Annotated in this window: 17 protein-coding genes; all 17 read left to right on the plus strand. The window is 73.1% G+C overall.

Annotation, left to right across the window (positions count from 1 at the left end; genetic code table 11):
• Positions 1 to 31 precede the first annotated feature (31 nt).
• The 17 genes from ACIBSV_RS40105 (at position 32) to cobT (ending at position 24,541) form a co-directional block, all read left to right on the plus strand.
• Positions 32 to 580 (plus strand): arginine repressor, encoded by a 549-nt coding sequence (locus tag ACIBSV_RS40105; RefSeq protein ID WP_395872122.1) that lies wholly within the window; start codon positions 32 to 34, stop codon positions 578 to 580.
• Positions 581 to 720: 140 nt separating this feature from the next.
• Positions 721 to 1,920 carry an argininosuccinate synthase gene (locus tag ACIBSV_RS40110; protein WP_395872124.1) on the plus strand — a complete coding sequence of 400 codons (1,200 nt, stop codon included), beginning with the start codon at positions 721 to 723 and terminating at the stop codon, positions 1,918 to 1,920.
• The gene (gene argH / locus ACIBSV_RS40115) at positions 1,917 to 3,338 is read left to right on the plus strand and encodes an argininosuccinate lyase (RefSeq protein ID WP_395872126.1); all 1,422 of its coding nucleotides are present in this window, start codon (positions 1,917 to 1,919) and stop codon (positions 3,336 to 3,338) included. The genes ACIBSV_RS40110 and argH overlap by 4 nt, the downstream gene beginning before the upstream one ends.
• A 240-nt stretch (positions 3,339 to 3,578) precedes the next feature.
• On the plus strand, positions 3,579 to 4,817 hold the full coding sequence (locus ACIBSV_RS40120) for an alpha/beta hydrolase family protein (protein WP_395872128.1): 1,239 nt from the start codon (positions 3,579 to 3,581) through the stop codon (positions 4,815 to 4,817).
• Positions 4,814 to 6,586, plus strand: coding sequence for a wax ester/triacylglycerol synthase family O-acyltransferase (locus ACIBSV_RS40125; RefSeq protein ID WP_395872130.1), 1,773 nt, complete (start codon positions 4,814 to 4,816; stop codon positions 6,584 to 6,586). Before ACIBSV_RS40120 ends, ACIBSV_RS40125 begins: the two co-directional genes overlap by 4 nt.
• Positions 6,583 to 7,413 carry an SDR family NAD(P)-dependent oxidoreductase gene (locus ACIBSV_RS40130; protein WP_395872132.1) on the plus strand — a complete coding sequence of 277 codons (831 nt, stop codon included), beginning with the start codon at positions 6,583 to 6,585 and terminating at the stop codon, positions 7,411 to 7,413. Before ACIBSV_RS40125 ends, ACIBSV_RS40130 begins: the two co-directional genes overlap by 4 nt.
• Before the next feature lie 242 nt (positions 7,414 to 7,655).
• Positions 7,656 to 8,132, plus strand: coding sequence for a GNAT family N-acetyltransferase (locus ACIBSV_RS40135; protein WP_395872134.1), 477 nt, complete (start codon positions 7,656 to 7,658; stop codon positions 8,130 to 8,132).
• 372 nt (positions 8,133 to 8,504) lie between these two features.
• Positions 8,505 to 9,566, plus strand: coding sequence for a methionine ABC transporter ATP-binding protein (locus ACIBSV_RS40140; protein ID WP_395872136.1), 1,062 nt, complete (start codon positions 8,505 to 8,507; stop codon positions 9,564 to 9,566).
• A 2-nt stretch (positions 9,567 to 9,568) separates the two neighbouring features.
• On the plus strand, positions 9,569 to 10,225 hold the full coding sequence (locus tag ACIBSV_RS40145) for a methionine ABC transporter permease (RefSeq protein ID WP_360306263.1): 657 nt from the start codon (positions 9,569 to 9,571) through the stop codon (positions 10,223 to 10,225).
• Between the two features lie 80 nt (positions 10,226 to 10,305).
• Positions 10,306 to 11,127 carry a MetQ/NlpA family ABC transporter substrate-binding protein gene (locus ACIBSV_RS40150; RefSeq protein WP_395872138.1) on the plus strand — a complete coding sequence of 274 codons (822 nt, stop codon included), beginning with the start codon at positions 10,306 to 10,308 and terminating at the stop codon, positions 11,125 to 11,127.
• Between the two features lie 405 nt (positions 11,128 to 11,532).
• Positions 11,533 to 13,593, plus strand: a complete 2,061-nt coding sequence (locus ACIBSV_RS40155; protein ID WP_395872140.1) for a putative cobaltochelatase — start codon at positions 11,533 to 11,535, stop codon at positions 13,591 to 13,593.
• 110 nt (positions 13,594 to 13,703) lie between these two features.
• Positions 13,704 to 14,318 carry a cob(I)yrinic acid a,c-diamide adenosyltransferase gene (gene cobO / locus ACIBSV_RS40160; protein ID WP_395872142.1) on the plus strand — a complete coding sequence of 205 codons (615 nt, stop codon included), beginning with the start codon at positions 13,704 to 13,706 and terminating at the stop codon, positions 14,316 to 14,318.
• Entirely contained in the window at positions 14,315 to 15,775 is a 1,461-nt protein-coding gene (locus tag ACIBSV_RS40165; RefSeq protein WP_395872144.1) for a cobyrinate a,c-diamide synthase, read from the plus strand. Before cobO ends, ACIBSV_RS40165 begins: the two co-directional genes overlap by 4 nt.
• A gap of 119 nt (positions 15,776 to 15,894) precedes the next feature.
• Positions 15,895 to 17,109 (plus strand): precorrin-6y C5,15-methyltransferase (decarboxylating) subunit CbiE, encoded by a 1,215-nt coding sequence (gene cbiE / locus ACIBSV_RS40170; RefSeq protein ID WP_395872146.1) that lies wholly within the window; start codon positions 15,895 to 15,897, stop codon positions 17,107 to 17,109.
• A gap of 236 nt (positions 17,110 to 17,345) precedes the next feature.
• Positions 17,346 to 17,861, plus strand: coding sequence for a cobalamin biosynthesis protein (locus ACIBSV_RS40175; protein ID WP_395872148.1), 516 nt, complete (start codon positions 17,346 to 17,348; stop codon positions 17,859 to 17,861).
• A gap of 186 nt (positions 17,862 to 18,047) precedes the next feature.
• Positions 18,048 to 19,151, plus strand: coding sequence for an Rv2231c family pyridoxal phosphate-dependent protein CobC (gene cobC / locus ACIBSV_RS40180; RefSeq protein WP_395872150.1), 1,104 nt, complete (start codon positions 18,048 to 18,050; stop codon positions 19,149 to 19,151).
• A 2,063-nt stretch (positions 19,152 to 21,214) separates the two neighbouring features.
• On the plus strand, positions 21,215 to 24,541 hold the full coding sequence (cobT, locus tag ACIBSV_RS40185) for a nicotinate-nucleotide--dimethylbenzimidazole phosphoribosyltransferase (RefSeq protein WP_395872306.1): 3,327 nt from the start codon (positions 21,215 to 21,217) through the stop codon (positions 24,539 to 24,541).
• Positions 24,542 to 24,603: the final 62 nt, after the last annotated feature.

Raw genomic sequence — 24,603 nt, forward strand, 5'->3', positions numbered from 1 at the left:
CGACGAGTCGCAGGCTAGGCGAGGTCGTCCCATGAGCAGCGAGCAGAGCAGTGACGCGACCCCGGTCGAGGGTGGGTACGCGGTGCCCAGCACCCGGATCGCCCGTCACCGGCGGATCGTCGACATCCTGACCCGGCACCGGGTCCGGTCGCAGAACCAACTCGCCCGGCTGCTCGCCGAGGACGGCCTCGCGGTCACCCAGGCCACGCTCTCCCGGGACCTGGACGAGCTGGGCGCGGTCAAGATCCGCGACGGCGAGGGATCGCTCATCTACGCCGTACCGGCGGAGGGCGGCGACCGCACCCCCCGGGCGCCGCTCGAGGAGTCCGCGGTCGAGGGACGGCTCTCGCGCCTGGCCGGTGAACTGCTGGTGTCGGCGGAGGCCTCGGGCAACCTCGTGGTGGTGCGCACACCGCCCGGGGCGGCCCAGTTCCTGGCCTCGGCCATGGACCACGCCGAGTCCCGGCTGATCCTGGGCACCATCGCCGGCGACGACACCATCCTCATGGTCTCGCGGGACCCCGAGGGCGGCGCGGCCCTGGCCGCCCACCTCCTGGCACTCGCCGAGAACAAGTCCTAGGCCCGGGCCCGGGGAGGCCCCGGGGCCCGGACCACACACACTTCCGCATCCTGCTGGACAGTTCCGCACCCTGCTAGAGCGCTCGGCTCCGGCAACACCGCACCACATCTGCCGAACCACTCTTTTCAAGGAGAACGCTCGTGACCGAGCGCGTCGTACTCGCCTACTCCGGAGGTCTCGATACCTCCGTGTGTATCCAGTGGATCGCCGAGGAGACCGGCGCCGAGGTCATCGCGGTGGCCGTCGACGTCGGCCAGAACGGCGAGGACCTGGACATCATCCGCAAGCGGGCGCTGGCCTGCGGCGCGGTCGAGGCCGAGGTCGCGGACGCCCGCGACGAGTTCGCCGAGGGCTACTGCCTGCCCGCGATCCAGGCCAACGCCCTCTACATGGACCGCTACCCGCTGGTCTCCTCGCTCTCGCGCCCGGTGATCGTCAAGCACCTGGTCGCCGCCGCGAGGAAGCACGGCGCCACCACGGTCGCGCACGGCTGCACCGGCAAGGGCAACGACCAGGTCCGCTTCGAGGTCGGCATCGCCTCGCTCGCGCCCGAGCTGAAGTGCATCGCCCCGGTCCGCGACTACGCGATGACCCGGGACAAGGCGATCGCGTTCGCCGAGGCGAAGAACCTGCCGATCGCCACCACCAAGAAGTCGCCGTACTCGATCGACCAGAACGTCTTCGGGCGGGCCGTGGAGACCGGCTTCCTGGAGGACATCTGGAACGCGCCGATCGAGGACGTGTACGAGTACACCCAGAACCCGGCCGACCCGCGGGACGCGGACGAGGTCGTGATCACCTTCGAGCGCGGCGTGCCGGTCGCCATCGACGGCCGCGCGGTCACCGTGCTCCAGGCGATCGAGGAGCTGAACCGGCGGGCCGGCACCCAGGGCGTCGGCCGGATCGACATGGTCGAGGACCGGCTCGTGGGCATCAAGAGCCGCGAGGTCTACGAGGCCCCGGGCGCGATCGCGCTGATCACCGCGCACCAGGAGCTGGAGAACGTCACCGTCGAGCGCGAACTGGCCCGCTACAAGCGGACCGTCGAGCAGCGCTGGGCCGAGCTGGTCTACGACGGCCTGTGGTTCTCCCCGCTCAAGCGGGCCTTGGACGGCTTCATCGCCGAGGCCAACCGGCACGTATCCGGCGACATCCGGATGACCCTGCACGGCGGTCGGGCCGTGGTCACCGGTCGGCGCAGCGACCAGTCGCTCTACGACTTCAACCTGGCCACCTACGACACCGGCGACACGTTCGACCAGTCGCAGGCCAAGGGCTTCATCGAGCTGTTCGGTCTGTCCAGCAAGATCGCCGCACGACGGGACAACGATCAGTCGTGACCAACAACAATCCCGATCGGGTGAGCCTGTGGGGCGGCCGCTTCTCCGGCGGCCCCTCCGAGGCCCTCGCCCTGCTCTCCGCCAGCGTGCACTTCGACTGGCGGCTCGCGCCGTACGACATCGCCGGCTCCCGGGCGCACGCCCGGGTGCTGCACGCGGCCGGGCTGCTCACCGACGACGAGCTGATCCGCATGCTGGCCGGCCTGGACACGCTGGCCGAGAACGTCGAGTCCGGTGACCTGGTCGCCACCATCGCGGACGAGGACGTGCACACCGCGCTGGAGCGCGGCCTGCTCGAGATCCTCGGCCCCGACCTGGGCGGCAAGCTGCGCGCGGGCCGCTCGCGCAACGACCAGATCGCGACCCTGGGCCGGATGTACCTGCGTGACCACGCGCGGATCCTGGGTCGGCTGCTGGCCGACCTCCAGGAGGCGCTGGTCGAGCAGGCCGCCGCGCACCCGGACGTGGTCATGCCGGGCCGTACCCACCTCCAGCACGCCCAGCCGGTGCTGCTCGCGCACCATCTGCTCGCGCATGTGCAGGCGTTCGCCCGGGACGCGGACCGGCTGCGCGACTGGGACCGGCGCGCGGACGTGTCGGCGTACGGATCCGGCGCGCTGGCGGGCTCCTCGCTCGGGCTCAGCCCCGAGTCGGTGGCCCGCGACCTCGGGTTCTCCGCGTCGGCGGCGAACTCGATCGACGGCACCGCCTCGCGCGACTTCGCGGCCGAGTTCGCCTTCGTCACCGCGATGCTGGGGGTGAACCTGTCCCGGCTGGCCGAGGAGATCATCATCTGGAACACGAAGGAGTTCTCCTTCGTGACGCTGGACGACGCCTTCTCCACCGGGTCCTCGATCATGCCGCAGAAGAAGAACCCGGACATCGCCGAGCTCGCGCGCGGCAAGTCGGGTCGGTTGATCGGCAACCTGACCGGGTTGATGGCGACCCTGAAGGCGCTGCCGCTGGCCTACAACCGCGACCTCCAGGAGGACAAGGAGCCGGTCTTCGACTCGTGCGACACGCTCGAGGTGCTGCTCCCGGCGTTCACCGGCATGATCGCCACGCTCACCTTCCACCGCGAGCGGCTCGAGGAGTTGGCGCCGGCCGGATTCTCGCTGGCGACCGACATCGCCGAGTGGCTGGTCCGCGAGGGCACGCCGTTCCGGGTCGCGCACGAGGTGGCCGGGGCCTGCGTGAAGTACTGCGAGCCGCGCGGGCTCGAGCTGTGGGACCTGACGGATGATCAACTCGCGGAGATCTCGCCGGAGTTGACCCCGGACGTGCGCGCGGTGCTGACCGTGCAGGGTTCGGTGGCCTCGCGGGACGGCCGCGGCGGTACCGCTCCGGTCCGGGTCGCCGAGCAACTCGCGGACGTTCGGGCGGACTTGGCCGGCCAACGCAAGTGGGCCGGCACGTAACAACACCGCACGCCGCACGGATTCAGCTGAGACGATGGGCCCGCATCCCCCGGGGGGAGGATGCGGGCCTTCGGCGTGTCCGGGCGCCGCGCCGGGTCCGGTTTCGGGTCGGTTGCGCGTGTGTGAGCGGAAGTCGAGGTTCCAGTCCCATATGTGAATTCGCCGTTACCAAAAGCGATTCACCGTGTTCGCTCCGTGCGTCTGGTACTAGGGTCGGCCGTGATCGAGGGGAGGGAACACATGCTCGATCACCTGCGCCGAATACGTTCCGAGGGTGAGAAGTCCGTCTCCATGCTCTCGGATCTGCCGATCGGCGGGCTGCTGCTCAGCGTGCCCAGGTCCGTGGGGTTCGGGCTGCGCTCGTACGTCCGCTCGTTGCGCGCCGAGCGCCGCCGCTATCCCGACATGCCGACCGTCTTTCCCACGCCGGGACTGGTCTCCGCGGCCTTCCTGGACGAGCTGGTGGTCGCGCTGCTGGCGAACGGGCGCCTGTCGCCGGATCCCGGGGACGCCTCGCGCATCCGCGAGGAGATCGCCGACGCCGTGCACAAGTTCCGCGCCGAGACCTATCTGGACGACCCGACCCTGTTCCATCCCGAGCCGCCGGAGCTGGTCGATCCGGTGGTGCGGGGCAGGCTCTACGGCACCATCGGGTACGAACAACTGGCCTTCGACAGCGAGTACGTGCCCTGGGCCGGCGTTCCGGGCGCCACCCGCTGGCAGGCGGCCGGCGCGAATCAGCGGGTGTGGGCGTACGTGCTGCGCCACCCGGGCAAGCCGCGGCCGTGGCTGGTGAACCTGCACGGTTTCGGCATGGGGCGCCCGGGCGACCTGGCCGCGTTCCGCTCCCAGCGGCTGCACCGCGAACTGGGCGTCAACGTGATCCACCCGGTGTTGCCGATGCACGGGCCGCGCAAGAGCGCGCGCGCCCAGGACACGCCGTTCATCTCGTTCGACTACCTCGGCAACGTGCACGGTCTGGGACAGGCCGTGTGGGACGTGCGCCGCTGCCTGGACTGGATCCGCCGGCAGGGGGACACCCCGATCGCGGTGCACGGGCTCTCGCTGGGCGCGTACGTGGCCGCCCTGCTCGCGGGTCTGGAGGACCTGGACTGCGTCATCGTCGGCGTCCCCTCGGTCGACATGGCGTGGGTGATGTCGCACCACGCACCCGAGGACATCAAGCGCGAGGTGCGCGCGGCGGGCCTGCTCGGCGACGAGGCCGAGACGGTGCACCGCGTGGTCTCGCCGCTGGCGGTGACGCCCCGGGTGCCGTTGGACCGCCGCTTCGTCTATGCCGGCCTGGCCGATCGCATGGCCACGCCGCAGCAGGCGTATCGGCTCTGGAAGCACTGGGAGGAACCATCCGTCTGCTGGTACCGCGGCTCGCACATCGGAGCCATGTGGAACCGGGAGGCGCGCCGCTTCATCGAGGATGCCCTGACCTCGTCGGGCATCGGGAGGAGGAACACCTGGTGAAGCTCTCCGGTCTGGATTCGGCTTTCCTGGCCCTGGAGTCGCGGGAGTGGCCGGCGCACGTGGTCTGCCTGACCATCGTCGACGCCTCCGACACCGGGGGTCGCGTCGATCGCGACGCCTTCAAGCGCACGCTGGCCGCACGGCTGCCCCGGTTGCCGCTGCTCGGTCGCAAACTGGTTCAGGGCCCGTGGGGGCTGGCCCGGCCGCACTGGGTCGAGGACCCCGACTTCGAGCTCGAGAACCATCTGCACCGGGCCACCCTCGAGGCCCCGGGCGGTCGGCGCGAACTCACCGCCATGGCCGAGGAGATCTACCGGCACCGGTTGCCCCGGGACCGGCCGCTGTGGGACTGGTGGATCGTCGACGGCCTGGAGAACGGGCGGGTCGCGCACCTGTGGAAGGTGCACCACGCGTGCATCGACGGCCGTTCCGGTGCCGCCATGCAGGAGATCTTCTTCGACGCGGACCCCAACGCCTCGGCCGAGGCCGAGGGCGTCCCGGCGTTCGCGCCGGGCGAGGTGGTCGAACCGCCGCAGGGATGGGAGGCGGTGCGCGAGAGCGCGCTCTCGCTGGCCGGGACGCCGGCCCGGGTGGGCCGGCAACTCGGGCGGCTGGGGCAGGGCGTCGTGCAGGCCGCGCTGACCGGGCGACTGGGACAGGCGCTGCCGCTGAATGTGCCGCGCACCCGCTACAACGATCCGATCGGCAATCGGCGTTCGTACGGCTTCTGCACCGTGTCGCTGTCCGACGTCAAGCTGGTCAAGAACGCGTTCGGGGTCAAGGTCAACGACGTGGTGCTCGCGATCGTGGCCGGCGCGCTGCGCGAACAGCTGGACGGCCTGGGGGAGTTGCCCGAGCGGGAGTTGGTCGCCACGGTGCCCGTGGACGCCACGCGAGGCGGTGAGCGCGCGGGCGGCAACATGATCAGCGGGATGCTCGTGGGATTGGCCACCGACGTAGCCGAGCCCGCCGAGCGGCTGTTGTGCATCCACGAGAACTCCAACGCGGCCAAGGCCGTACAGAGCGCGATGGGCGGCGAGTTGCTCACCGGGCTCGCCGAGGCGCCGCCGCCGGCCGTGCTCGGTCTGCTCGGCGGCCTCTACCGCGACGCGCGACTGGCGTCCGTACTGCCCGCGTTGTGCAACGTCACCGTGTCGAACGTGCCCGGTCCGCGCGTGCCCCTGTACGCCCACGGTCAGAAGGTGGAGGCATTCCATTCGATGGGCATCATCGCCGACGGCTTCGGATTGTTCATCGGTGGCATGAGCTACCACGACCAGATCGACATCGGCGTGCTGGCGGACAAGGAGGCGCTGCCGGATCCGTTCGCGTTGGCCGACAGCATCGTCGAGCAGCTCAACCTGCTGCTGAAGGCCGCCGACGAGGTCGCGCCGGCGCCGGTGGTGCACGATGTGCCCGCCGACCCGGAGCGGGAGCCGCGGCCGGAGTCGGTGTCGGCGGAGGCGGCCGAGGGGATCGAGATGGTGAGCGAGGCGGCCGAGGCGGGCTCGACGCCCCCGGCTCGCGCGATGCCCGTGCCGGGCGAAGTCGGGTCGGGAAAAGGGGAATCCGTGCCGGAGGTCGCGGCCGCGATCAAGGTGCCCGGGCCCAGGCGCGGCCAGCCGGCCCGCAAGTCCGGTGCGGGCGCGGGCAAGAGCGGCGGCAAGGGCGCGAGCATGAGCGCGGCGGCCAAGCCCGCCGGCAAGACCGCGGCGCGCCGCGAACCGGCGAAGTCGCGTACCGCCGGCGTCGAGGCGGGTCGCGCGTGAGCAGAACGGCACTGGTCACCGGCGCCAACTCGGGATTGGGACTGGCCACGGTGCTGGCGCTGGCCGAGGCGGGCGTACGCACGGTCGGCACGGTGCGTTCCGCGGCGAAGGCGCAGGCGGTCGCCGAGGCGGCGGCCGAGGCCGGGGTCGAGGTGCGCACCGTGCTCCTGGACATCACCGACGCGGCCGCCGGCAAGGACGTGATCGAGGACGTGCGCCCGGACATCCTGGTCAACAACGCGGGTGGCACCTCGTTCGCGCCGGTGCTCGACGTGTCGGAAGAGGACGCCCGGCACCAGATGGAGACCGCGCTGTTCGGCCCGATGCGGTTGGCCCGCATGGCCATCCCGCACATGCGCGAGCGCGGCTGGGGCCGGGTGGTGCAGGTCTCCTCGCTCGCCGGGCAGATCAGCTATCCGCTGCTGGGCTGGTACCAGGCCGGGAAACACGCGATGGAGGCGGTCTCCGACGCGCTGCGGGTGGAGGTGGCCGGCGTCGGGGTCGACGTCGTGGTGGTCTCGCCCGGCGGCTTCCGCAGCGGCGTCACCGACACGATGGCCGAGGCCGTCGAGCGGCACCGGGGCGGCCCGTTCGCGACCGCCTTCCGGCGCATGGACCTGGGCTTCTCGATCATGAAGCCGCTGTGGAGCGAGCCGGGGACGGTGGCCGCCACGATCGTCGAGGCCGCCACCACCACATCGCCCAGGTCGCGGTACGTGGTGGGCGCCGACGCGCACCTGACCCTGCTCGTGCACCGGGTCACCGAGCCGTTCTCGACGGTGCGGGCGATCAAGGAGGGAGTCGTGCGCCGGGTCACCGGCCTGTAGCGGGGCCGATCCCCGATCGCCCGAACGGGCGGACTTTCCCGAAGCGGTTGCCTGAACGGCGGATTGCGCGTAGGTGAGGGCCGGGTAGAAGTCCGGGAAAAGCCGTGTGGAACAGTGACGAATGCAGGGTCCAGGCGAGTGTTCGAGAAGGGGACAACCCTCCCCCTTCGCGGAGGCACTGTGACATGACGCTGCGGCACACACATCCGCACGGTGATCAGGGCGATCAGGGGAGCAATCCGATGGGGCAGAACGTAGGCATCGGCACGGCGGACGTATCCGACGCCGAGCAGATCCTCAAGCTTCAGTACCTCTGTTACCAGGGCGAAGCAGCCCTGTACAACGACTACGGCATCGAGCCGCTGACGCAGAGCCTGGAGAGTCTGCGCGCCGAGTTCGAGACGCACACCGTCCTGGTGGCGCGACTGGGCGATGAGGTCGTCGGTTCGGTGCGCGGCACCATCGAGGACGGCGTGGCCCGGATCGGCAAGCTGGTCGTGCACCCCCGGTTGCAGCGGCACATGCTCGGTACCCGGCTGCTGCGCGCGATCGAGGAGAAACTGGCCGACGCGGCCGAGTACGAGCTGTTCACCGGCCACCGCAGCGAGAACAACCTGCGGCTGTACGAGCGGCTGGGGTACGTCTCCGGCCGGGTCGAGAAGATCAGCCCCCGGCTGAGCCTGGTCTACCTGCGCAAGACGGCCGTCCTCGCGGCCTGAGCAAACCCTCGCGACACCCGGAAGCCCCGGTGACCATGGAATCCATGGCCACCGGGGCTTCGTCGGCTTCGGTCGCAGGTGCCCCGGTGGGATGACATTTCCATTGCGGGGTGTGTGTCTGCTTTAATCGGATCATGTTCACGACGGCTCACACATCCGGCACCGCGGCTACCGCCACGGGTTGTCGTCGCATGTGCCGTTCGTGTCAGATCTGTCGAATGTGTGGCTGTTGAGGATTTGAGGGCCTGATCCCTCTCCCGGGCCGAGCGCTCCGCGCCCCCGGTGTCGTCCCCGCCACGCCCCCTGTGTGACGAAATCGCGCGGCCCTTCGCCGGGCCCGATTCGGCACGCGCATCCACTTGAGGACTTACGGTGATCCGTACCACTGCCCTGAGCAAGGTCTATCGCAGCCGAGAACGGCAGGTGACCGCGCTCGACAACGTCGACCTGCACGTGCGTGAAGGCGAGATCTTCGGCGTGCTCGGTCGCAGCGGCGCCGGCAAGAGCACCCTGATCCGCTGCCTGAACCTGCTGGAGCGCCCCACGTCGGGCACCGTCGAGGTGGGCGGGCGTGACCTGACCGCGTTGTCCGCGAGCGCGCTGCGCGCCGAGCGGCGCGGGATCGGGATGATCTTCCAGCACTTCAACCTGCTCTCCAGCCGCACCGTCGCCGGAAACGTCGCGGTCCCGCTGGAGATCGCCGGCATCCCGCGCCGGGACCGGGCCCGGCGGGTGGCCGAACTGCTGGACCTGGTCGGCCTGTCCGAGCACGCCAAGGCGTACCCCGCGCAACTGTCCGGTGGGCAGAAGCAGCGGGTGGGCATCGCCCGCGCGCTCGCCGCCGATCCGCGGGTACTGCTGTCCGACGAGGCCACCTCGGCGCTCGACCCGGAGACCACCCGCTCGATCCTGGCGCTGCTGCGCGACCTGCGCGACCGGCTCGGCCTGACCATCCTGCTGATCACGCACGAGATGGACGTGGTCAAGAACATCTGCGACTCGGCGGCCCTGATGGAGGGCGGCCGGATCATCGAGTCCGGGACGGTGGGCGAACTGCTCGGCCGGTCCGACTCGCGGCTGGCCCGGGAGATGTTCCCGCTGGGCACGCCGGGGGTGCTCGAGGGCCGCACCGTGGTGGACATCACCTTCCGCGGCGAGGAGACGGCGCAGCCGTTCATCTCCACCCTCGCGCGCACCTACAACGTGGACGTCAACGTGCTGGGCGCGGCCGTGGAGAGCGTCGGCGGACGGCAGATCGGCCGGATGCGGATCTCGCTGGACGGCACGTTCGAGCACAACGTGGTGCCCATCGGCTACCTGCGCGAGCAGGGCCTGCAGGTCGACGTGGTCGACGAGGGCCCGAGCACCCCCACCGAGTCGGACGCCGACGTCGCCGCCGCGGACGGCGTGGCGCTCGCGGGCAAGGAGATCTGAAGATGACCTGGTCCGAGATGCGGCCACTGCTGGAGACCGCGACCCAGGAGACGCTGTACATGGTCGGCGTCGCGACGTTGATCACCGTGCTGATCGGGTTGCCGATCGGGCTCCTGCTCGTGCTCACCGACCGGGGCGGCCCGCTCGCGTTCGCGCCGGCGAACAAGCTGCTCGGGCTGGTGGTCAACGTGGGCCGCTCGGTCCCGTTCCTGATCCTGCTGGTCGCGCTGATCCCGTTCACCCGATGGGTGACCGGGACCACGATCGGCACCGACGCCGCGATCGTGCCGCTGACCGTGGGCGCCATCCCGTTCTTCGCGCGCCTGGTGGAGACCGCGGTGCGCGAAGTGGACCGGGGGCTGATCGAGGCCGCGCAGTCGATGGGCGCGAGCACGATCACCATCGTGCGCAAGGTGCTCGTGCGCGAGGCGGTGCCCTCGATCATCTCCGCGATCACCGTGACCATCGTCGCGATCGTCGGCTACTCCGCGATGGCGGGCGTGGTCGGCGGCGGCGGACTCGGCGACCTGGCCATCCGCTACGGCTACCAGCGGTTCGAGACGAACCTGATGCTCGTGACCATCGCGGTGCTCGTCGTGCTGGTGCAACTCGTGCAATTCCTCGGCGATCTGCTCTCCCGCAGGCTCGCCCACCGATAAGGCGTCCGTCCCCGGACCTGTTCCAGGACGCGAGGCGACCCACGCCCGCGTACTCCGTACCACCAGGAAAGGCACTCTTCGTGCGTATCAACAAGTTCGTCGCGCTCACCGCCGTCGCCGCCCTCGGACTCGGTCTCGCCGCCTGCGGCAGTGACGACAAGAAGGGCTCGTCCGCGTCCGACCCGCTCAAGGTCGCCGCCTCCTCCGTCCCGCACGCGCAGATCCTGAAGTACATCAAGGACAACCTCGCCGGGAAGGAGGGCCTGAAGCTGGACGTCAAGGAGTTCGCCGACTACACCCAGCAGAACCCGGCCCTGGACGAGGGCAACGTCGACGCCAACTTCTTCCAGCACAAGCCCTACCTGGAGGAGTTCAACAAGGAGAAGAAGACCAGCCTGGTCCCGGTCGTGCCGGTGCACCTGGAACCGCTGGCGCTCTACTCCAAGAAGGTCAAGTCGCTCGCAGAGCTCAAGGAGGGCGCGACCGTCGCGTTCCCGAACGACGCCACCAACGGCGGTCGCGCGCTCAAGCTGCTCGCCGACAACGGCGTGATCAAGCTCAAGGACGGCGCGGGCACCACGGCGACCGAGAAGGACGTCGTGGACAACCCGAAGAAGCTCAAGTTCAAGGCGATCGAGGCGGCCCAGCTGCCCCGCGCGCTGGACGACGTGGACGGCGCGGTGATCAACGGCAACTACGCGCTGGACGCCAAGCTGACGCCGGGCAAGGACGGCATCGCGGTGGAGAAGGCGGAGAACAACCCGTACGCGAACGTCCTGGTGGTCAAGAAGGGCAAGGAGAACGACCCGCGCGTGCAGAAGCTGGCCAAGCTGCTGAACTCGCCCGAGGTGAAGAAGTACATCACCGACGAGTACAAGGGCAACGTGCTCCCCGCGTTCTGATCCGCGCACCGCGCGAACACCACGGCCCCCGTCGCAAGGCGGGGGCCGTGGCGCGTCCGAGGGCGTATGAGAGGCTGTCGACGACAGCAGGGAAGGAATCCGGCGTATCGCGCGGAGCACCTTCGGGCCCGGTGTCGAGGTGTGTTCGCGTTCTCCACGAGGGTTCGGGCACTCCTCGACACCGGAACATCCGATGGAGGCGGCGCGGTGCGGCAACCCGGAGCGGTCCCGCCACTGTGAACGCGCGCCGTCCGGCGGGCGTGAGCCAGAGACTTGCCGCTGTCCGGGGCCCGGGTCACGGGTCCCGCCACCGACCAGGGCGTGGACACCCGAGGGAGGCCGACGGCGCATGCCTGCGTGCTTTGTGACAACCTGCGGCATATCGAGCGGTTCGGGGCGGCGCGGATGAGCGCCGCCTACCCCTTCTCCGCGATCGTCGGCCTGGCCGACCTGCGGCTGGCGCTCGTCCTCAACGCGGTCTCGCCCGCCGTCGGCGGAGTGCTCGTACGCGGCGAGAAGGGCACCGCCAAGTCGACCATGGTCCGCGCGCTCGCCGGTCAGTTGCCCGAGGTCGCGGTGGTGCCCGGGTGTCGCTTCTCGTGTGATCCGGCCTCCCCGGACGGGCAGTGCCCGGACGGTCCGCACGACCCGGCGATCGCCGGGACCGCACGCGCCGCGCGGCTGGTCGAACTGCCGGTCGGCGCCAGCGAGGACCGGCTGGCCGGCTCGTTGGACATCGAACGTGCCCTGACCGAGGGCGTCAAGGCGTACGAGCCCGGCCTGCTGGCCGCCGCGCACCGGGGCGTGCTCTACGTCGACGAGGTCAACCTGCTGCACGACCACCTGGTGGACCTGCTCCTGGACGCGGCCGCGATGGGCACCTCGCACGTCGAGCGCGAAGGGGTGTCCGTGCGGCACGCCGCGCGGTTCCTGCTCGTGGGCACGATGAACCCGGAAGAGGGCGAGCTGCGCCCGCAGTTGCTGGACCGCTTCGGGCTCACCGTCGAGGTCGCCGCCAGCCGGGAACCGCGCGAGCGGGCCGAGGTGGTGCGCCGGCGGTTGGCGTACGAGGCCGACCCCGACGCGTTCGCGGCCCGCTGGGCGCATGAGGACGCCGACCTTGCCGAGCGCATCCTGCGCGCCCGGACGCTGCTGGCCGACGTGCTGCTGCCGGACGCCGAGTTGGAGCGGATAGCGCGCGTGTGCGCGTCGTTCGAGGTGGACGGGATGCGCGCGGACCTGGTCACGGCGCGCACCTCGATCGCGCTGGCCGCGTGGCACGGCCGCACCGAGGTCACCGCCGAGGACGTGCGGCAGGCCGCGCTGCTCGCGCTGCCGCACCGACGGCGGCGCAACCCGTTCGACGCGCCGGGGCTGGACGAGGAGCACCTCGACGAGGCGCTGCGCGACCCGGAACCCGAACCGGAGCCCGAACCCGAACCCGAGCCGGAGGGGGACGGGCCGGACGGCGGTGGGTCGCCGCCGCCGGACGCGGACGGCTCGGACGGGTCGGACGGGCCGGACGGGTCGGGGAACGCGGCCCGGGCGCCCGAGCGGACCGAGGCGGCGCCCACCTCGGCGCCCGGTACCGAGGACGCGCCCGTCGAGGGGGCGCCCACCGCCTCGGGCGGCGGGCGGGAACAGGCCGCCGTGGCGGCGGCCGAGCCGTACCGCACCCGGCTGTTCGCGGTGCCCGGTGTGGGGCAGGGCGCGGCCGGGCGGCGCTCGCGCGCACGGACCGCGAGCGGGCGCACCACCGGCTCGCAGGTCGCGGCCGGCCGGGTGGCCCGGCTGCACGTCGCGGCCACGGTGCGCGCGGCGGCGCTGCACCAGAAGGCGCGTGGGCGTACCGGCGCGGGGCTGCTGTTGCGGCGCGCGGATCTGCGCGAGGCGGTCCGCGAGGGCCGCGAGGGCAACCTGGTGCTGTTCGTGGTCGACGCGTCCGGGTCGATGGCGGCGCGCAAGCGCATGCGTGCGGTCAAGGGCGCGGTGTTGTCCCTGCTCCTGGACGCCTACCAGCGACGGGACAAGGTCGGCCTGGTCACCTTCCGGGGCGCGGACGCCTCGCTGGTGCTGCCGCCGACCTCCTCGGTCGAGATCGGCGCGGCCCGACTGGCCGCGCTGCCGACCGGCGGACGCACCCCGGTGGGCGCCGGACTGCTGCGCGCGCACGAGACGTTGCGGGTGGAGCGGCTGCGCGATCCGCTGCGCCGGCCGCTGGTGGTCGTGGTCACCGACGGTCGGGCGACGGGCGGCCGGGACGCGCTGGGCGAGAGCCGGCGCGCGGCGCGGTTGTTGGCGGCGACGGGGGCCGCCTCGTTGGTGGTGGACTGCGAGAGCGGTCCGGTGCGGCTGGGACTGGCGGCGCGGCTGGCCGGCGACCTGGGCGGGCCGGTGGTGACACTGGACGAACTGGCGGCCGACGGCCTGGCGGGGCTGGTCCGGGACGTGCGTTCGGTGGCTTGATCCGGTCGGTGACCGGGCCCGCGCCGGCCGGTCGGGGTTCGCCCCCGGCGGGCGGCCGGGCGACTGTAGGAGACCTGCCTCGACGTTTTTATGGACACAGGGAGATCACCATGCCGCAAGGCGTTCCCACGCATGTTCCCGCCGACGGGCTGACCACGCGTCAGCGTCGGAACCGGGCGTTGGTCGTCGTGCACACCGGGCCCGGCAAGGGCAAGTCCACCGCCGCGTTCGGACTGGCCCTGCGCGGCTGGAACCAGGGCTGGCCGATCGGGGTGTTCCAGTTCGTGAAGTCGGCGAAGTGGAAGGTCGGCGAGGAGACCGTGCTGCGCACCCTCGGGCGGGTGCACACCGAGACCGGCGAGGGTGGCCCGGTCACCTGGCACAAGATGGGCGAGGGCTGGTCCTGGATCCAGCGCGAGGGCACCCAGGAGGACCACGCCGAGGCGGCCCGGCAGGGCTGGGAGCAGATCAAGCGCGACCTGGCCGCCGAGACCTATCGGGTGTACGTGCTCGACGAGTTCACCTACCCGATGAAGTGGGGCTGGGTGGACGTGGACGAGGTGGTCGCGGTGCTGCGCGACCGGCCCGGCAGCCAGCACGTGGTGATCACCGGCCGCGACGCCGACCCGCGGCTGATCGAGGCGGCCGACCTGGTCACCGAGATGACCAAGATCAAGCACCCGATGGACGCGGGACAAAAGGGCCAGCGAGGCATCGAGTGGTGAGTGGTCCGGCGCTGCCGCGCGTGGTGATCGCCGCACCCGCCTCCGGGCACGGCAAGACCACCGTCGCCACCGGGCTGATCGCGGCGTTCACCCGGCGCGGCGACACGGTCTCACCGCACAAGGTGGGGCCGGACTACATCGACCCCGGCTATCACGCGCTCGCGGCCGGCCGGCCCGGGCGCAACCTCGACCCGTTCCTGGTCGGCGAGGAACGGATCGCGCCACTGTTCGCGCACGGCGCGCGCGGCGCCGATCTGGCGGTCGTCGAGGGCGTGATGGGCATGTTCGACGGCGCGGCCGGACGCGGCGGGTACGCCTCCACCGCGCACGTCGCGCGCCTGCTCGCGGCACCGGTGATCCTGGTCGTGGACGCGCGGGCGCAGAGCCGCTCGGTGGCCGCGCTCGTGCGCGGGTTCGACGCGTTCGACCCGGACGTGGGCGTGGCCGGGGTGATCCTGAACCGGGTCGGCTCGGATCGGCACGAGAGCATGCTGCGCGAGGCGCTGGACGAGATCGGTATGCCGGTCCTGGGCGTGCTGCGCCGACACGACGCGATCGCCAAGCCCGCCCGGCATCTGGGCCTGGTCCCGGTCGCCGAGCGGCACACGGACGCCGTGCGCACGGTGGACGCGCTCGGCGAACTGATCGCGCGCAGCGTGGACCTGGCCGAGGTGCGGCGGATCGCGGCGAGCGCGGGAACGCTGCCCGACGCGCCGTGGGACCCGGTGCGCGAGGTGGGCGGCGCGATCTCCGGGCGACCCACGGTCGCCGTCGCGGGCGGCTCGGCGTTCACCTTCGCGTACGCCGAGACCGCCGAACTGCTCGACGCGGCCGGGGCGGACGTGGTCACCGTCGACCCGCTGCGGGACGAGCGGTTGCCGACGGGCACGGCGGGACTGGTGGTGGGCGGCGGCTTTCCCGAGGTGTACGCGGCGGAGCTGGCCGCCAACACGACGCTGCGCGCGGACGTGGTGGCGCTGGCCGCGCGCGGCGGTCCGATCGCGGCCGAGTGCGCGGGGCTGCTGTACCTGGCCCGGACCCTGGACGGTGCGCCGATGTGCGGCGTGCTGGACGCGGACGCGCGGATGACCGAACGGCTGACCCTGGGCTATCGGGAGGCGACGGCCACGCACGACTCGGTGCTCGCCGAGACCGGTCGAGTGGTCCGGGGACACGAGTTCCACCGCACGACGCTCACCCCTCGGGCCGGGCGCCGAGCGGCGTGGAGCCTGGGCGACTCCGGTTTGGAGGGGCACATCGCCGGGTCGGTGCACGCGTCGTACCTGCACGCGCACTGGGCCGGCGCGCCCGATCTGGCCCGGCGGTTCGCGCACTCGTGCGCGCTCGCGGTCGAACCGGCGGGCGCGGGGGCGGTGGATGCGCGAGAGCGGGTCCCGGGGGGTGCGGGTGGGTCGCCGGTCACCGACCGGAGGGAAGGGACCACGCCCGGGCGGTGATCGGCGCAACCCGCGACGGCGGGACCGACGTCGTGTCGGGTGTACGGGCACCCCGTCGGGGATGTCACCGCATGACCACGCGCGGGACCCCCGGGGTTCGGCACGGCGAGGGGATGGCCATGGCTGATCGGGTGACCGTGATCGGGTACGACGGGGGACCGCTGTCGGCACCGGCGGTGGAGGCGATTCGGACGGCGACCCTGGTGGCCGGTCCGGAACGGCTGTTGGCCGCCGTCACGGTGCCCGAGGGCGCGGAGCGGGTGGTGCTGGGCAACGTGCACGTGGCCGCGCAGCGGATCGGCGCGCATCGCGGCATCGCGGTCGTGCTGGCCGTCGGCGACCCGGGGTTCTTCGGCATCGTGCGGCTGCTGCGCCGGCCCGAGTACGGCCTGGAGTTGGAGATCGTGCCCGCCGTCTCCTCGGTCGCGCGGGCCTTCGCCCGGGCCGCGATGCCCTGGGACGACGCGCGGGTGGTCAGCGCCCTGGGCCGGGACGTGCGGCGCGCGGCGAACGTGTGCCGGGCGTTCGGGAAGGTCGCGGTGCTCACCGGTCCCGGCGCGGGTCCGGCCGAACTCGCCGCGCTGCTTCCGGATGTGCCGCGCACGTTCGTGGTGTGCGAGCGCCTGGGCACCGAGCGGGAGGAGATCTCGATGGTCTCCGCCGAGCACGCGATGGAGCACGAGTGGTCCGACGTGGACGTGGTGATCGTGATCGGGCCGGCTCCGCGCGCGGGTGCGGCGGCGGGCTGGCTGGCCGGTGAACGCCCGGGCTTTCCCGGCCCGGCGCGCGGGTGGGCGGTGGCGGAGGACGCGTACGCGCATCGGACCGGCGCGATCACCCGTGCCGAGGTGCGTGCGTTGGCGGTGGCCCGAATCGGCCCCAGGCTCGGCGATCTGGTGTGGGACATCGGGGCGGGCAGTGGTTCGGTGGCCGTCGAGTGCGCGCGGCACGGCGCGGCGGTGGTCGCGGTAGAGCAGGAGGCGTTCGGGTGCGATCTGATCGCCGAGAACGCGAACCGATTCGGGGTCGAGATACAGGTGGTGCACGGTAAGGCGCCCGAGGCGTTGTCTCGATTGCCGCTGCCGGACGTGGTGTTCGTGGGCGGCGGCGGACCCTCGACGGTGGCCGCGTGCGCGGCGCGGCGGCCGGAGCGGATCGTCGCGGCGATGTCCGAGGTGGATCGGGTGGCGGAGGCGCGCGCGGTACTGGAGCGGGCGGGCTACACGGTGGAGGGATGCCTGCTGCAGGCCTCGCGGTTGTCGCCGGTGAACGGTGGCGCGCAGCGGCTGGAACCGGCACATCCGGTGTTCGTGGTGTGGGGGGATCGTTCTTGACGAGGGATGGGGTGTGGGGCGGGCGGGCGACCGTTTCGCGGGCGGGTGTCGCGGCGGTGGGTGCTTCGGCGGAGATCGGTGCGGCGGTGGGTACTCCGATGGAAGGTGCTTGGGCGGAGGGGGCTTCTGCGAAGGGTTCTTCGGTGCGAGGTGCTTCGGCCGTGGGTGTTCCCGCGGAAGACGCTTTGGCGGAGGGCGCTTCGGTGGCGCATGCTTCGGTGGGTCGGGTTTCGGCCATGGAGGGTGGCGCGGGGTCGGGCGGGTGGGATCTGGTGGTCGGGGTCGGGGCGGCGCGCGGGGTGGGCGCGGAGGAGGTGAGCGCGAGCGTGTGCGCCGTGCTCGCGCGGGCCGGTCTGGAGCGTTCGGCGGTGCTGGCGCTGGTGACCGTGGCGGCCCGGGCGAACGAGCCGGGGCTGGTCGCCGGGGCGGAACTGCTGGGGCTGCCGCTGTTCGCCCGCGCTGCGCGGGAACTGGCCGAGGTTCCGGTGCCGCATCCGAGCGAGCGGGTCCGGGCGGCGGTCGGGACACCGGGCGTGGCCGAGGCCGCCGCGTGTCTGGGGCCGGTATCGGGTGCGCCGGTGGGTGAGTTGCTGGTGGCCAAGACGCGCGGTGTGGGGGAGCGGCCGCGCTGTACGGTGGCGGTCGCCCGGCACGGTCGCGCGGTGGACGCGGTGGCCGAGGGGCGTGCCGACGCGGGTTCGGGACCGGCGGGTGGGTCGGTCGACACGCGGGTGGGGCAACAAACGTCATGATCGATGCGGAAATGGTCGGACTCAGCAGCGGGGCGGTCGAGTTCGCCCGGCGAAACGGTCGGGAAGTGCCGGCTCACGGTCAACGCCGGGACCCCGGCCGTCGGACCGGGCACCATCACCACCATCATGGACACGAACGACACGGGCGGGGCAGGGGCACCGGGCAGGGGTACGGGAACCACGGACATGGGCAATGACGCGATGACGGAACTCGACGGTCCCACTCCCGACGAACGGGACGGCACACCGGGCGCGCGCGTCGAACCGGACGTGGATCTGCGCCATCACGGCGACGCCGAGATCGGACCGGGCCTGGTCGACCTCGCGGTCAACGTGCGCCTCGCGGCCCCGCCGCCGTGGCTGGTGCACCGGCTCACCGCGAGCCTGTCCGACCTGGCCGCCTATCCCGACACCGGTCGGGCCCGGGCCGCGATCGCCGCGCGGCACCGGCGGCCGAGCGCCGAGGTGTTGCCCACGGCGGGCGCCGCCGAGGCGTTCGTACTGCTCGCCCGGGCGCTGACCCCGCGTCACGCGGTGGTCGTGCACCCGCAGTTCACCGAGCCCGAGGCCGCGCTGCGGGCCGCCGGACACACCGTGCACCGGGTGCTGCTCGACGCGGAGAGCGGCTTCGTGCTGGACCCGGCCCGGATCCCCGACGAGGCCGATCTGGTGGTTCTGGGCAACCCCACCAACCCCACTTCGGTGCTGCACCCGGCGGCGACCATCGCCGCGCTGGCACGTCCCGGCCGGATCCTGGTGGTCGACGAGGCGTTCGCCGACACCATTCCCGGCGAACTCGAAAGTGTGGCGCACCGACGCGACCTGCCCGGGCTCGTGGTTGTGCGAAGTCTCACGAAAACCTGGGCGTTGGCCGGACTTCGGATCGGTTACGTCCTGGCTTCCCCGGATCTGGTGCGCATCCTCACGGACGCTCAGCCGTTGTGGTCGGTGTCGACACCGGCGTTGATCGCCGCCGAGGCGTGCTGCACGCCGGAGGCGCTCGCGCAGGCGGAGGCGTTGGCCGTTACGCTCGCGGCTGACCGTTCGTACCTCGTGGAGAGGCTGCGCACGCTTTCGGGGATGCGGCTACCGGTCGTTCCCCGGTCCTCGTTCGTGCTCGCGCGGATCGAGGGGGGCCCAGAGATCCGCGAGCAGCTGAGGGAGCGAGGCTACGCGGTTCGGCGGGCCGACACCTTTCCGGGCCTGGGTCCGGACTGGCTTCGGATCGCGGTGCGGGATCGTGCCACGACGCTGGCCTTCGCGGCTGCCCTGGAAGGAGTAGTTAGATGAGCGAAGCCGACGAGCGCCGACCTGCCGGGGAGGGCGTAGGCCCTGGCCCCGCCAGGCACGCCGCCGGCACCGGCCCGGTGGGGGAACCGGCCGGTCCGTATCCGTACGACGATCTGGACGACGAGGACTCGCTGTTGATGCCGGGGCCGCAGGCCGGCTGGGCCGATCCGAACGCCGCAGTCACGGGCGCGCCGGGGATGTCCCTGGCCGACCGGATGGCCGCGGCCGGCGACGACGCCTCGGGACAGGTTCCGGTGCCTCCGGTCGAGCAGGCGTACGACGCCGTGCCCGGCCCGCAGTCCGGCATGTTCGCCGCGATGATCATCGACGAGCCGGAATTGCCGGTGACCCAGGTCGCGCCGATGACGGCCGGTCAGATCCCGTATCCGCCCGGTCCCATGACACCGCATCAGGAAGTCCCGCAGCCGGTCCAGGGATTCGGCCCGGGGGAGTACGGCGCGCCGCAGGGCGTGGCCGAGCCCTACCCGGCGCCGGCCCAGGGTGGTCCGGTGCAGGGCGGTCCCGTGCAGGGCGGTCCCGTGCAGGGAGCGCCGATCCAGGGCGTGCCCGCGCAGGGCGGCCCGGTGCAGGGCGGCCCGGTGCAGGGCGGGCCGGTCCAGGGTGCGGCCGTACCGGAGGTGCAGGTACCCGGTGTGCCCGCCCCGCTGCCTGCGCAGGCGCCGCCCGTCGTACCGCCGCCCGCCGCACCGCAGTTCGTTGCGCCGCAGTTCGTGCCGCCGGCCGCCGCGCAGGCGGTCGCCGGGTACGGCTCGGACGTACCGCCGGCGCCGGATCGCGCGCCGGTCGAGGCCGGGGCCGAAGCGACCCCGAATGTGACGCCGGGTGCGACGCCGAGCCCGGTGCCGAACCCGGCCGGTGGTCCGGTGCCCGGTGCGTTCGCCGAGCAGCCCGGGACCGGTGGTGGGCGGTTGCGGCAGCGCGTGCGTGCGGCGCAGAGCGCGGACCAGCCGCAGCCGGTCCAGCAGGCGCCGCTCCAACAGGTCCAGCAGACGCAGGAATCTCGGCAGGTCCAGGAGCCGGTGGCACCGCAGCAGCCGGCGCAGCCGGTCGGCGGCAATCCGGCGGACACCCCGCCGTTCCCGGTAGCCGCCGCCGTGCCGCAGCGCACCACGCTGCCGCCGCGACGCCAGCGTCGGGTGGGGCGCGGCCCGGTGCCGCAGCAGACCGGCCCGCACAGTGGCGCGCATCCCGTGGGCGACGCGGTGAACACCGGCATCCCCGCACAGGCGACGCCGGCGCAGGCGCTGCCGGTGGTACCGCCGCAGGCCACCGCGCCGCAGCCGCCCGCGCCGGCGCCCGTCGAACCGCCGCCGGTCGCGCCGGTCGCCGAGCGGCCCGCGCCGCCGGCCGCGCCCGCGCAGGGGGTGACCGCGCCTGCCATACCGCAACCGTTGCCGGGTGTGCCGCCGCAGCCCGCGCATCCCAGGTTCGTCCAGGCCGCGCCGGACGCGGTCGTCACCGCGTTGTCCGGACAGACCGCTCCGCAGCCCGCCGCGCCCACGCCCGCCGCGCCCACGCCTGTCGCCGGGCCGATCGGCGGCGCGGAGGCGGCCGGTTCGGTGCCGCCGGGTGTGGCGGACGCGCCACCGCAGGCGGTCGAGCCCGCGAGTGCGCCGGAGTCCGCACCGCAGGTCCCGTCGGCGCCGGAGCAGGCCGTGGCCGTGGCCGGGCCGTCCGTTGTTGCCGCACAGCAGGAGAACGCCGCGCAGGATAACGCCGAACCGCCGGTGGCGGCCGAGCCGGTGCCGCCGGTCGCGCCCGTCACGCCCGTCGTGCCGGAAGGCAGCGGGGGTCGGCGACGCAAGCCCGAGACCGGGTCGGCCTCGGCCGAGTCCGGTGAGCACGGGGCGACTCCCGTTGTCGAAGGGCCGATCGGTCCGGTCCCACCGCCAGAGCCGGTCATCGCGCAGGTCGCGGAGGAGACCGCGGCGGCATCGCCGACGGCCGAGCCGGTCGAACCCGTCGCCGAGCCGGTCGAGTCGCCGGCGGCGAACGAGGGTTCGTCGGCGACCGAGGCGCCGGCGGAGGCCGCTCCGGTCGCGATGGCCGTGCCGGCGACGCCGGTTGCGGTGGAGGCGCCGTCCGAGGGTTCGGTCGCGGCGCCGACCGAGCCGACCACCCCGGTCGAGACCGGCACGGCGGGCGTACAGCCGGCCGGGTCGCAGGTCGAGGCCGGTGGCGTCGACGTGGTCGCGCCGGAGGCCGGCGCGTCCGAGGCGCCCGGCCCGAGCCCGGCGGCGACGGTGGTCGGGGAGCCGGATGTCGAGTCGGCACCGGCCGAGCCGGTCGCGGCCACGGCCACCGGGGAAGCGTCGGCACCGGTCGCGCAGGCCGATTCGGTCACGCCGACGGCGCCGACCGAGCCGACCGGACCGTCCGTACAGCCGGCGCCGACCGCACCGGCGGTGTCGACCGGGCCGACCGCGCCCGTCGAGCCGGCCACGTCGGTGGCACAGGCCGTGCCGGTCGCGCCGACCGCGCCGACTGTCGCTGCCTGGACCGAGCAGGCCGCGTCCGTCGAACCCACCGGGGCCGAGGCGGCTTCGGCCGAGTCGTCCGCGCAGGATCGGGGCGCCGAGCAGTCGGGCGAGGCACCGCCCGTCGCCGAGGCTGTTCCGGTCGCCGCGCCGGCGGAGCAACCGGCGGCCGGTGGCGCCGTCGAAGCGGTCGCCGAGGCCGCGCCGGTCGCGGTCGCCACGGGCGAGGCATCCGCCGAGGCGACTCCGGTCGCTCCCGCGGACGACGCGTCGGCCGACTCGACCCCGGCCGCACTTTCGAACGAGGCGCCGGTCGTCGGCGAGCCGGCCGGGCCCACACCCGCCGGACCGACCACGCCGTCCAGCGCGGCGGAGCAGGTCGCGGAGGAGATCCCCGCTCCGCAGGCCGCCGGCGAGCAGCAGGCGCCCGCGACGGCCCCCGAGCCCGTCGCGGGAACGACGCCGACCGAGGCCGCGCCGGCCGCCGGTCCGCTCACGGCCGGGCCGGCCGGATCGGCCGTCGCCGACCCGGCAGTTCCACGTACGTCCGACGAAGGCACCGCCATGCAAGGCCCCGAGCCGACGCCCACCGCCGAGCCGGATCGGCAGCCGCAGCCCGCGGCCGTTGCCGGAACCGGCGAGATCCCCAGGATTCCGCCGCCCCCGGCCGATCCGGTCGGCGCCCTGCCGATCGCACCGGCTCAGGGCGGAGCGGCTCAGGCCGGCCCGGCAGCGGGCGAACCGGTACAGGGCGGACCGGCTCAGGGCGGCCCGGCCGAGGAGGTCGCGGCGGAGGCAGCGGTTCCGACCGGGTCCACGTCGACCGAGCCCGCCGGCGAGGCGCCTGCGGGTGACGCGCCGGCGACCGGCGACGATGCCGCGGCGACCGACGGTGACGCGGCGCGCGAGCCCGCCTCGGCGACCGCAGTCACCGTGCTGCTGCCCGCCGCCGAACGGCCGGTCGTAGCCGAACCGGCAGCGGCGGCGGACGGTTCCGCGCCGGCACCGGCCGAGGAGCCGACGCCGGAGGCGGTCGCGGCCGAGTCGGCGACGCCCGACGCGAGCGCGCCGGTCCAGGAGCCGGCCGAGGGGTCGGCCGAGCCCGAGGCCGCCGCCACGTCGGAACAGGAGCCGGAGCCGGAGGTCGAGCGTGGCCCGGCCGCGCCCGGCTACGACGACGCGGCGCGCGAGGCGGTGCATCGGGTGATGCGCGAGCGCCGGGACGTCCGGGCCGGTTTCCGACCGGATCCGGTGCCGGACGACGTGCTGGTGCGGGTACTGGAGGCCGCGCACGCGGCGCCCAGCGTCGGCTACTCGCAGCCTTGGGACTTCGTGGTGATCCGCTCCGAGGAGACCCGGGTCACCGTTCAGGAACTGGCCCAGCGGCAGCGCGAGGCGTACGCGACCTCACTGCCCAAGGCCAGGGCCAAGCAGTTCCTGGAGATCAAAGTCGAGGCCATCCTGGAGACCCCGGTCAACATCGTGGTCACCGTGGACTCCACACGCGGCGGTCGGCACACGCTCGGTCGGCACACCCAGCCGCAGATGGGCCCGTACTCCAGCGCGCTCGCGGTGGAAAACCTGTGGCTGGCCGCGCGGGCCGAGGGCCTGGGCGTGGGCTGGGTGAGCTTCTTCGACGAGCGCGAGCTCGCCACGGCGCTCGGGCTGCCGGACCACATCGACGTGGTCGCCTACCTGTGCGTCGGCTACGTGGACGCCTTCCCGGACGAGCCGGAGTTGGCCACGTCGGGCTGGGCCAAGGCCCGGCCGCTGTCCTGGGTGGTGCACGAGGAGACGTACGGTCGGCGCGGCCTGCCCGGCGAGGAACCGGTCAGCCTGCTCGACGAGACGCTCCACTCGGTCCGACCGCTCGACGCCAAGGCGCTGGGCGCGGCCTGGGAGCACCAGCGCGTGATGACCAAGCCGCCGGGCTCGCTGGGCATCCTGGAGACGATCGGCGCGCAGTTGTCCGGCCTGGCCCGGACCTTCCCGCCGCCGATCCCCGAGCCCGCCGCCGTCGCGGTATTCGCCGCCGACCACGGCGTGCACGCGCAGGGCGTGTCGCCGTGGCCGCAGGAGGTCACCGCGCAGATGGTGGGCAACTTCCTCGCAGGCGGCGCGGTGGTCAACGCGTTCGCCAAGCAGATCGGCGTCGAGGTGTGCGTCGTGGACGTCGGCGTCGCGACCGAGCTGCCGCAGGCGTCCGGACTGCTCCCGCGCCGGATCCGGCCGGGCACCGGCGACATGACCCAGGGCCTCGCGATGACCCGCGAGGAGGCCGTCGCGGCGATCGAGGTCGGCATCGAGACCGCGCGCGACCTGGTCACCGCCGGTAACCGGGGCCTGCTCACCGGCGACATGGGCATCGCCAACACGACCGCGTCCGCCGCGCTGATCTCGGTGTTCACGGGCATGGACGTGGCCGAGGTGACCGGACGGGGCACCGGGATCGACGATGCGACGCACCGGCGCAAGATCGAAGTGGTCAAGGCGGCCCTCGCGCGGCACGAACCCGACCCGGGTGACCCGATCGGAGTATTGGCCGCGGTCGGCGGTCTCGAGCACGCGGCGATCGCCGGCTACATCATCGGCGCGGCGGCGCTGCGCGTCCCGGTGGTGCTCGACGGCGTGATCGCCGGCGCGGCGGCGCTGGTCGCGCAGGCGATCGCGCCGGAGGCGATCCAGGCCTGTGTCGCGGGCCACCGTTCGGCCGAGCCCGGCCACGCGGCGGCCCTGGCGAAGTTGTCGCTGCGTCCGCTCGTCGAGCTGGAGATGCGGCTCGGCGAGGGCACCGGCGCGGTACTCGCGCTGCCCCTGGTGCAGAGCGCGGTCCGCGTACTGCACGATGTGGCCACGTTCGACTCGGCGGGAGTCAGCGGCAAAACCGACTGATTTCGACCCCCGCCCGCAGCAGCCGAAGGGCACCTCGGCCACGATGGAGTGGCAGAGGTGCC

Source organism: Embleya sp. NPDC050154, from assembly GCF_044460165.1.
In the GTDB taxonomy this organism is placed as follows: domain Bacteria; phylum Actinomycetota; class Actinomycetes; order Streptomycetales; family Streptomycetaceae; genus Embleya.

What these genes read in the sequence shown, in the direction of transcription:
- ACIBSV_RS40135 (WP_395872134.1), top strand. Translation starts at nt 7,656, where the DNA reads ATGGGGCAGAACGTAGGCATCGGCACGGCGGACGTATCCGACGCCGAG.
- ACIBSV_RS40145 (WP_360306263.1), top strand. Translation starts at nt 9,569, where the DNA reads ATGACCTGGTCCGAGATGCGGCCACTGCTGGAGACCGCGACCCAGGAG.
- cobO (WP_395872142.1), top strand. Translation starts at nt 13,704, where the DNA reads ATGCCGCAAGGCGTTCCCACGCATGTTCCCGCCGACGGGCTGACCACG.
- ACIBSV_RS40175 (WP_395872148.1), top strand. Translation starts at nt 17,346, where the DNA reads ATGGAGGGTGGCGCGGGGTCGGGCGGGTGGGATCTGGTGGTCGGGGTC.
- ACIBSV_RS40120 (WP_395872128.1), top strand. Translation starts at nt 3,579, where the DNA reads ATGCTCGATCACCTGCGCCGAATACGTTCCGAGGGTGAGAAGTCCGTC.
- cbiE (WP_395872146.1), top strand. Translation starts at nt 15,895, where the DNA reads ATGGCTGATCGGGTGACCGTGATCGGGTACGACGGGGGACCGCTGTCG.
- ACIBSV_RS40155 (WP_395872140.1), top strand. Translation starts at nt 11,533, where the DNA reads ATGAGCGCCGCCTACCCCTTCTCCGCGATCGTCGGCCTGGCCGACCTG.
- cobC (WP_395872150.1), top strand. Translation starts at nt 18,048, where the DNA reads ATGGGCAATGACGCGATGACGGAACTCGACGGTCCCACTCCCGACGAA.
- cobT (WP_395872306.1), top strand. Translation starts at nt 21,215, where the DNA reads ATGGCCGTGCCGGCGACGCCGGTTGCGGTGGAGGCGCCGTCCGAGGGT.
- ACIBSV_RS40105 (WP_395872122.1), top strand. Translation starts at nt 32, where the DNA reads ATGAGCAGCGAGCAGAGCAGTGACGCGACCCCGGTCGAGGGTGGGTAC.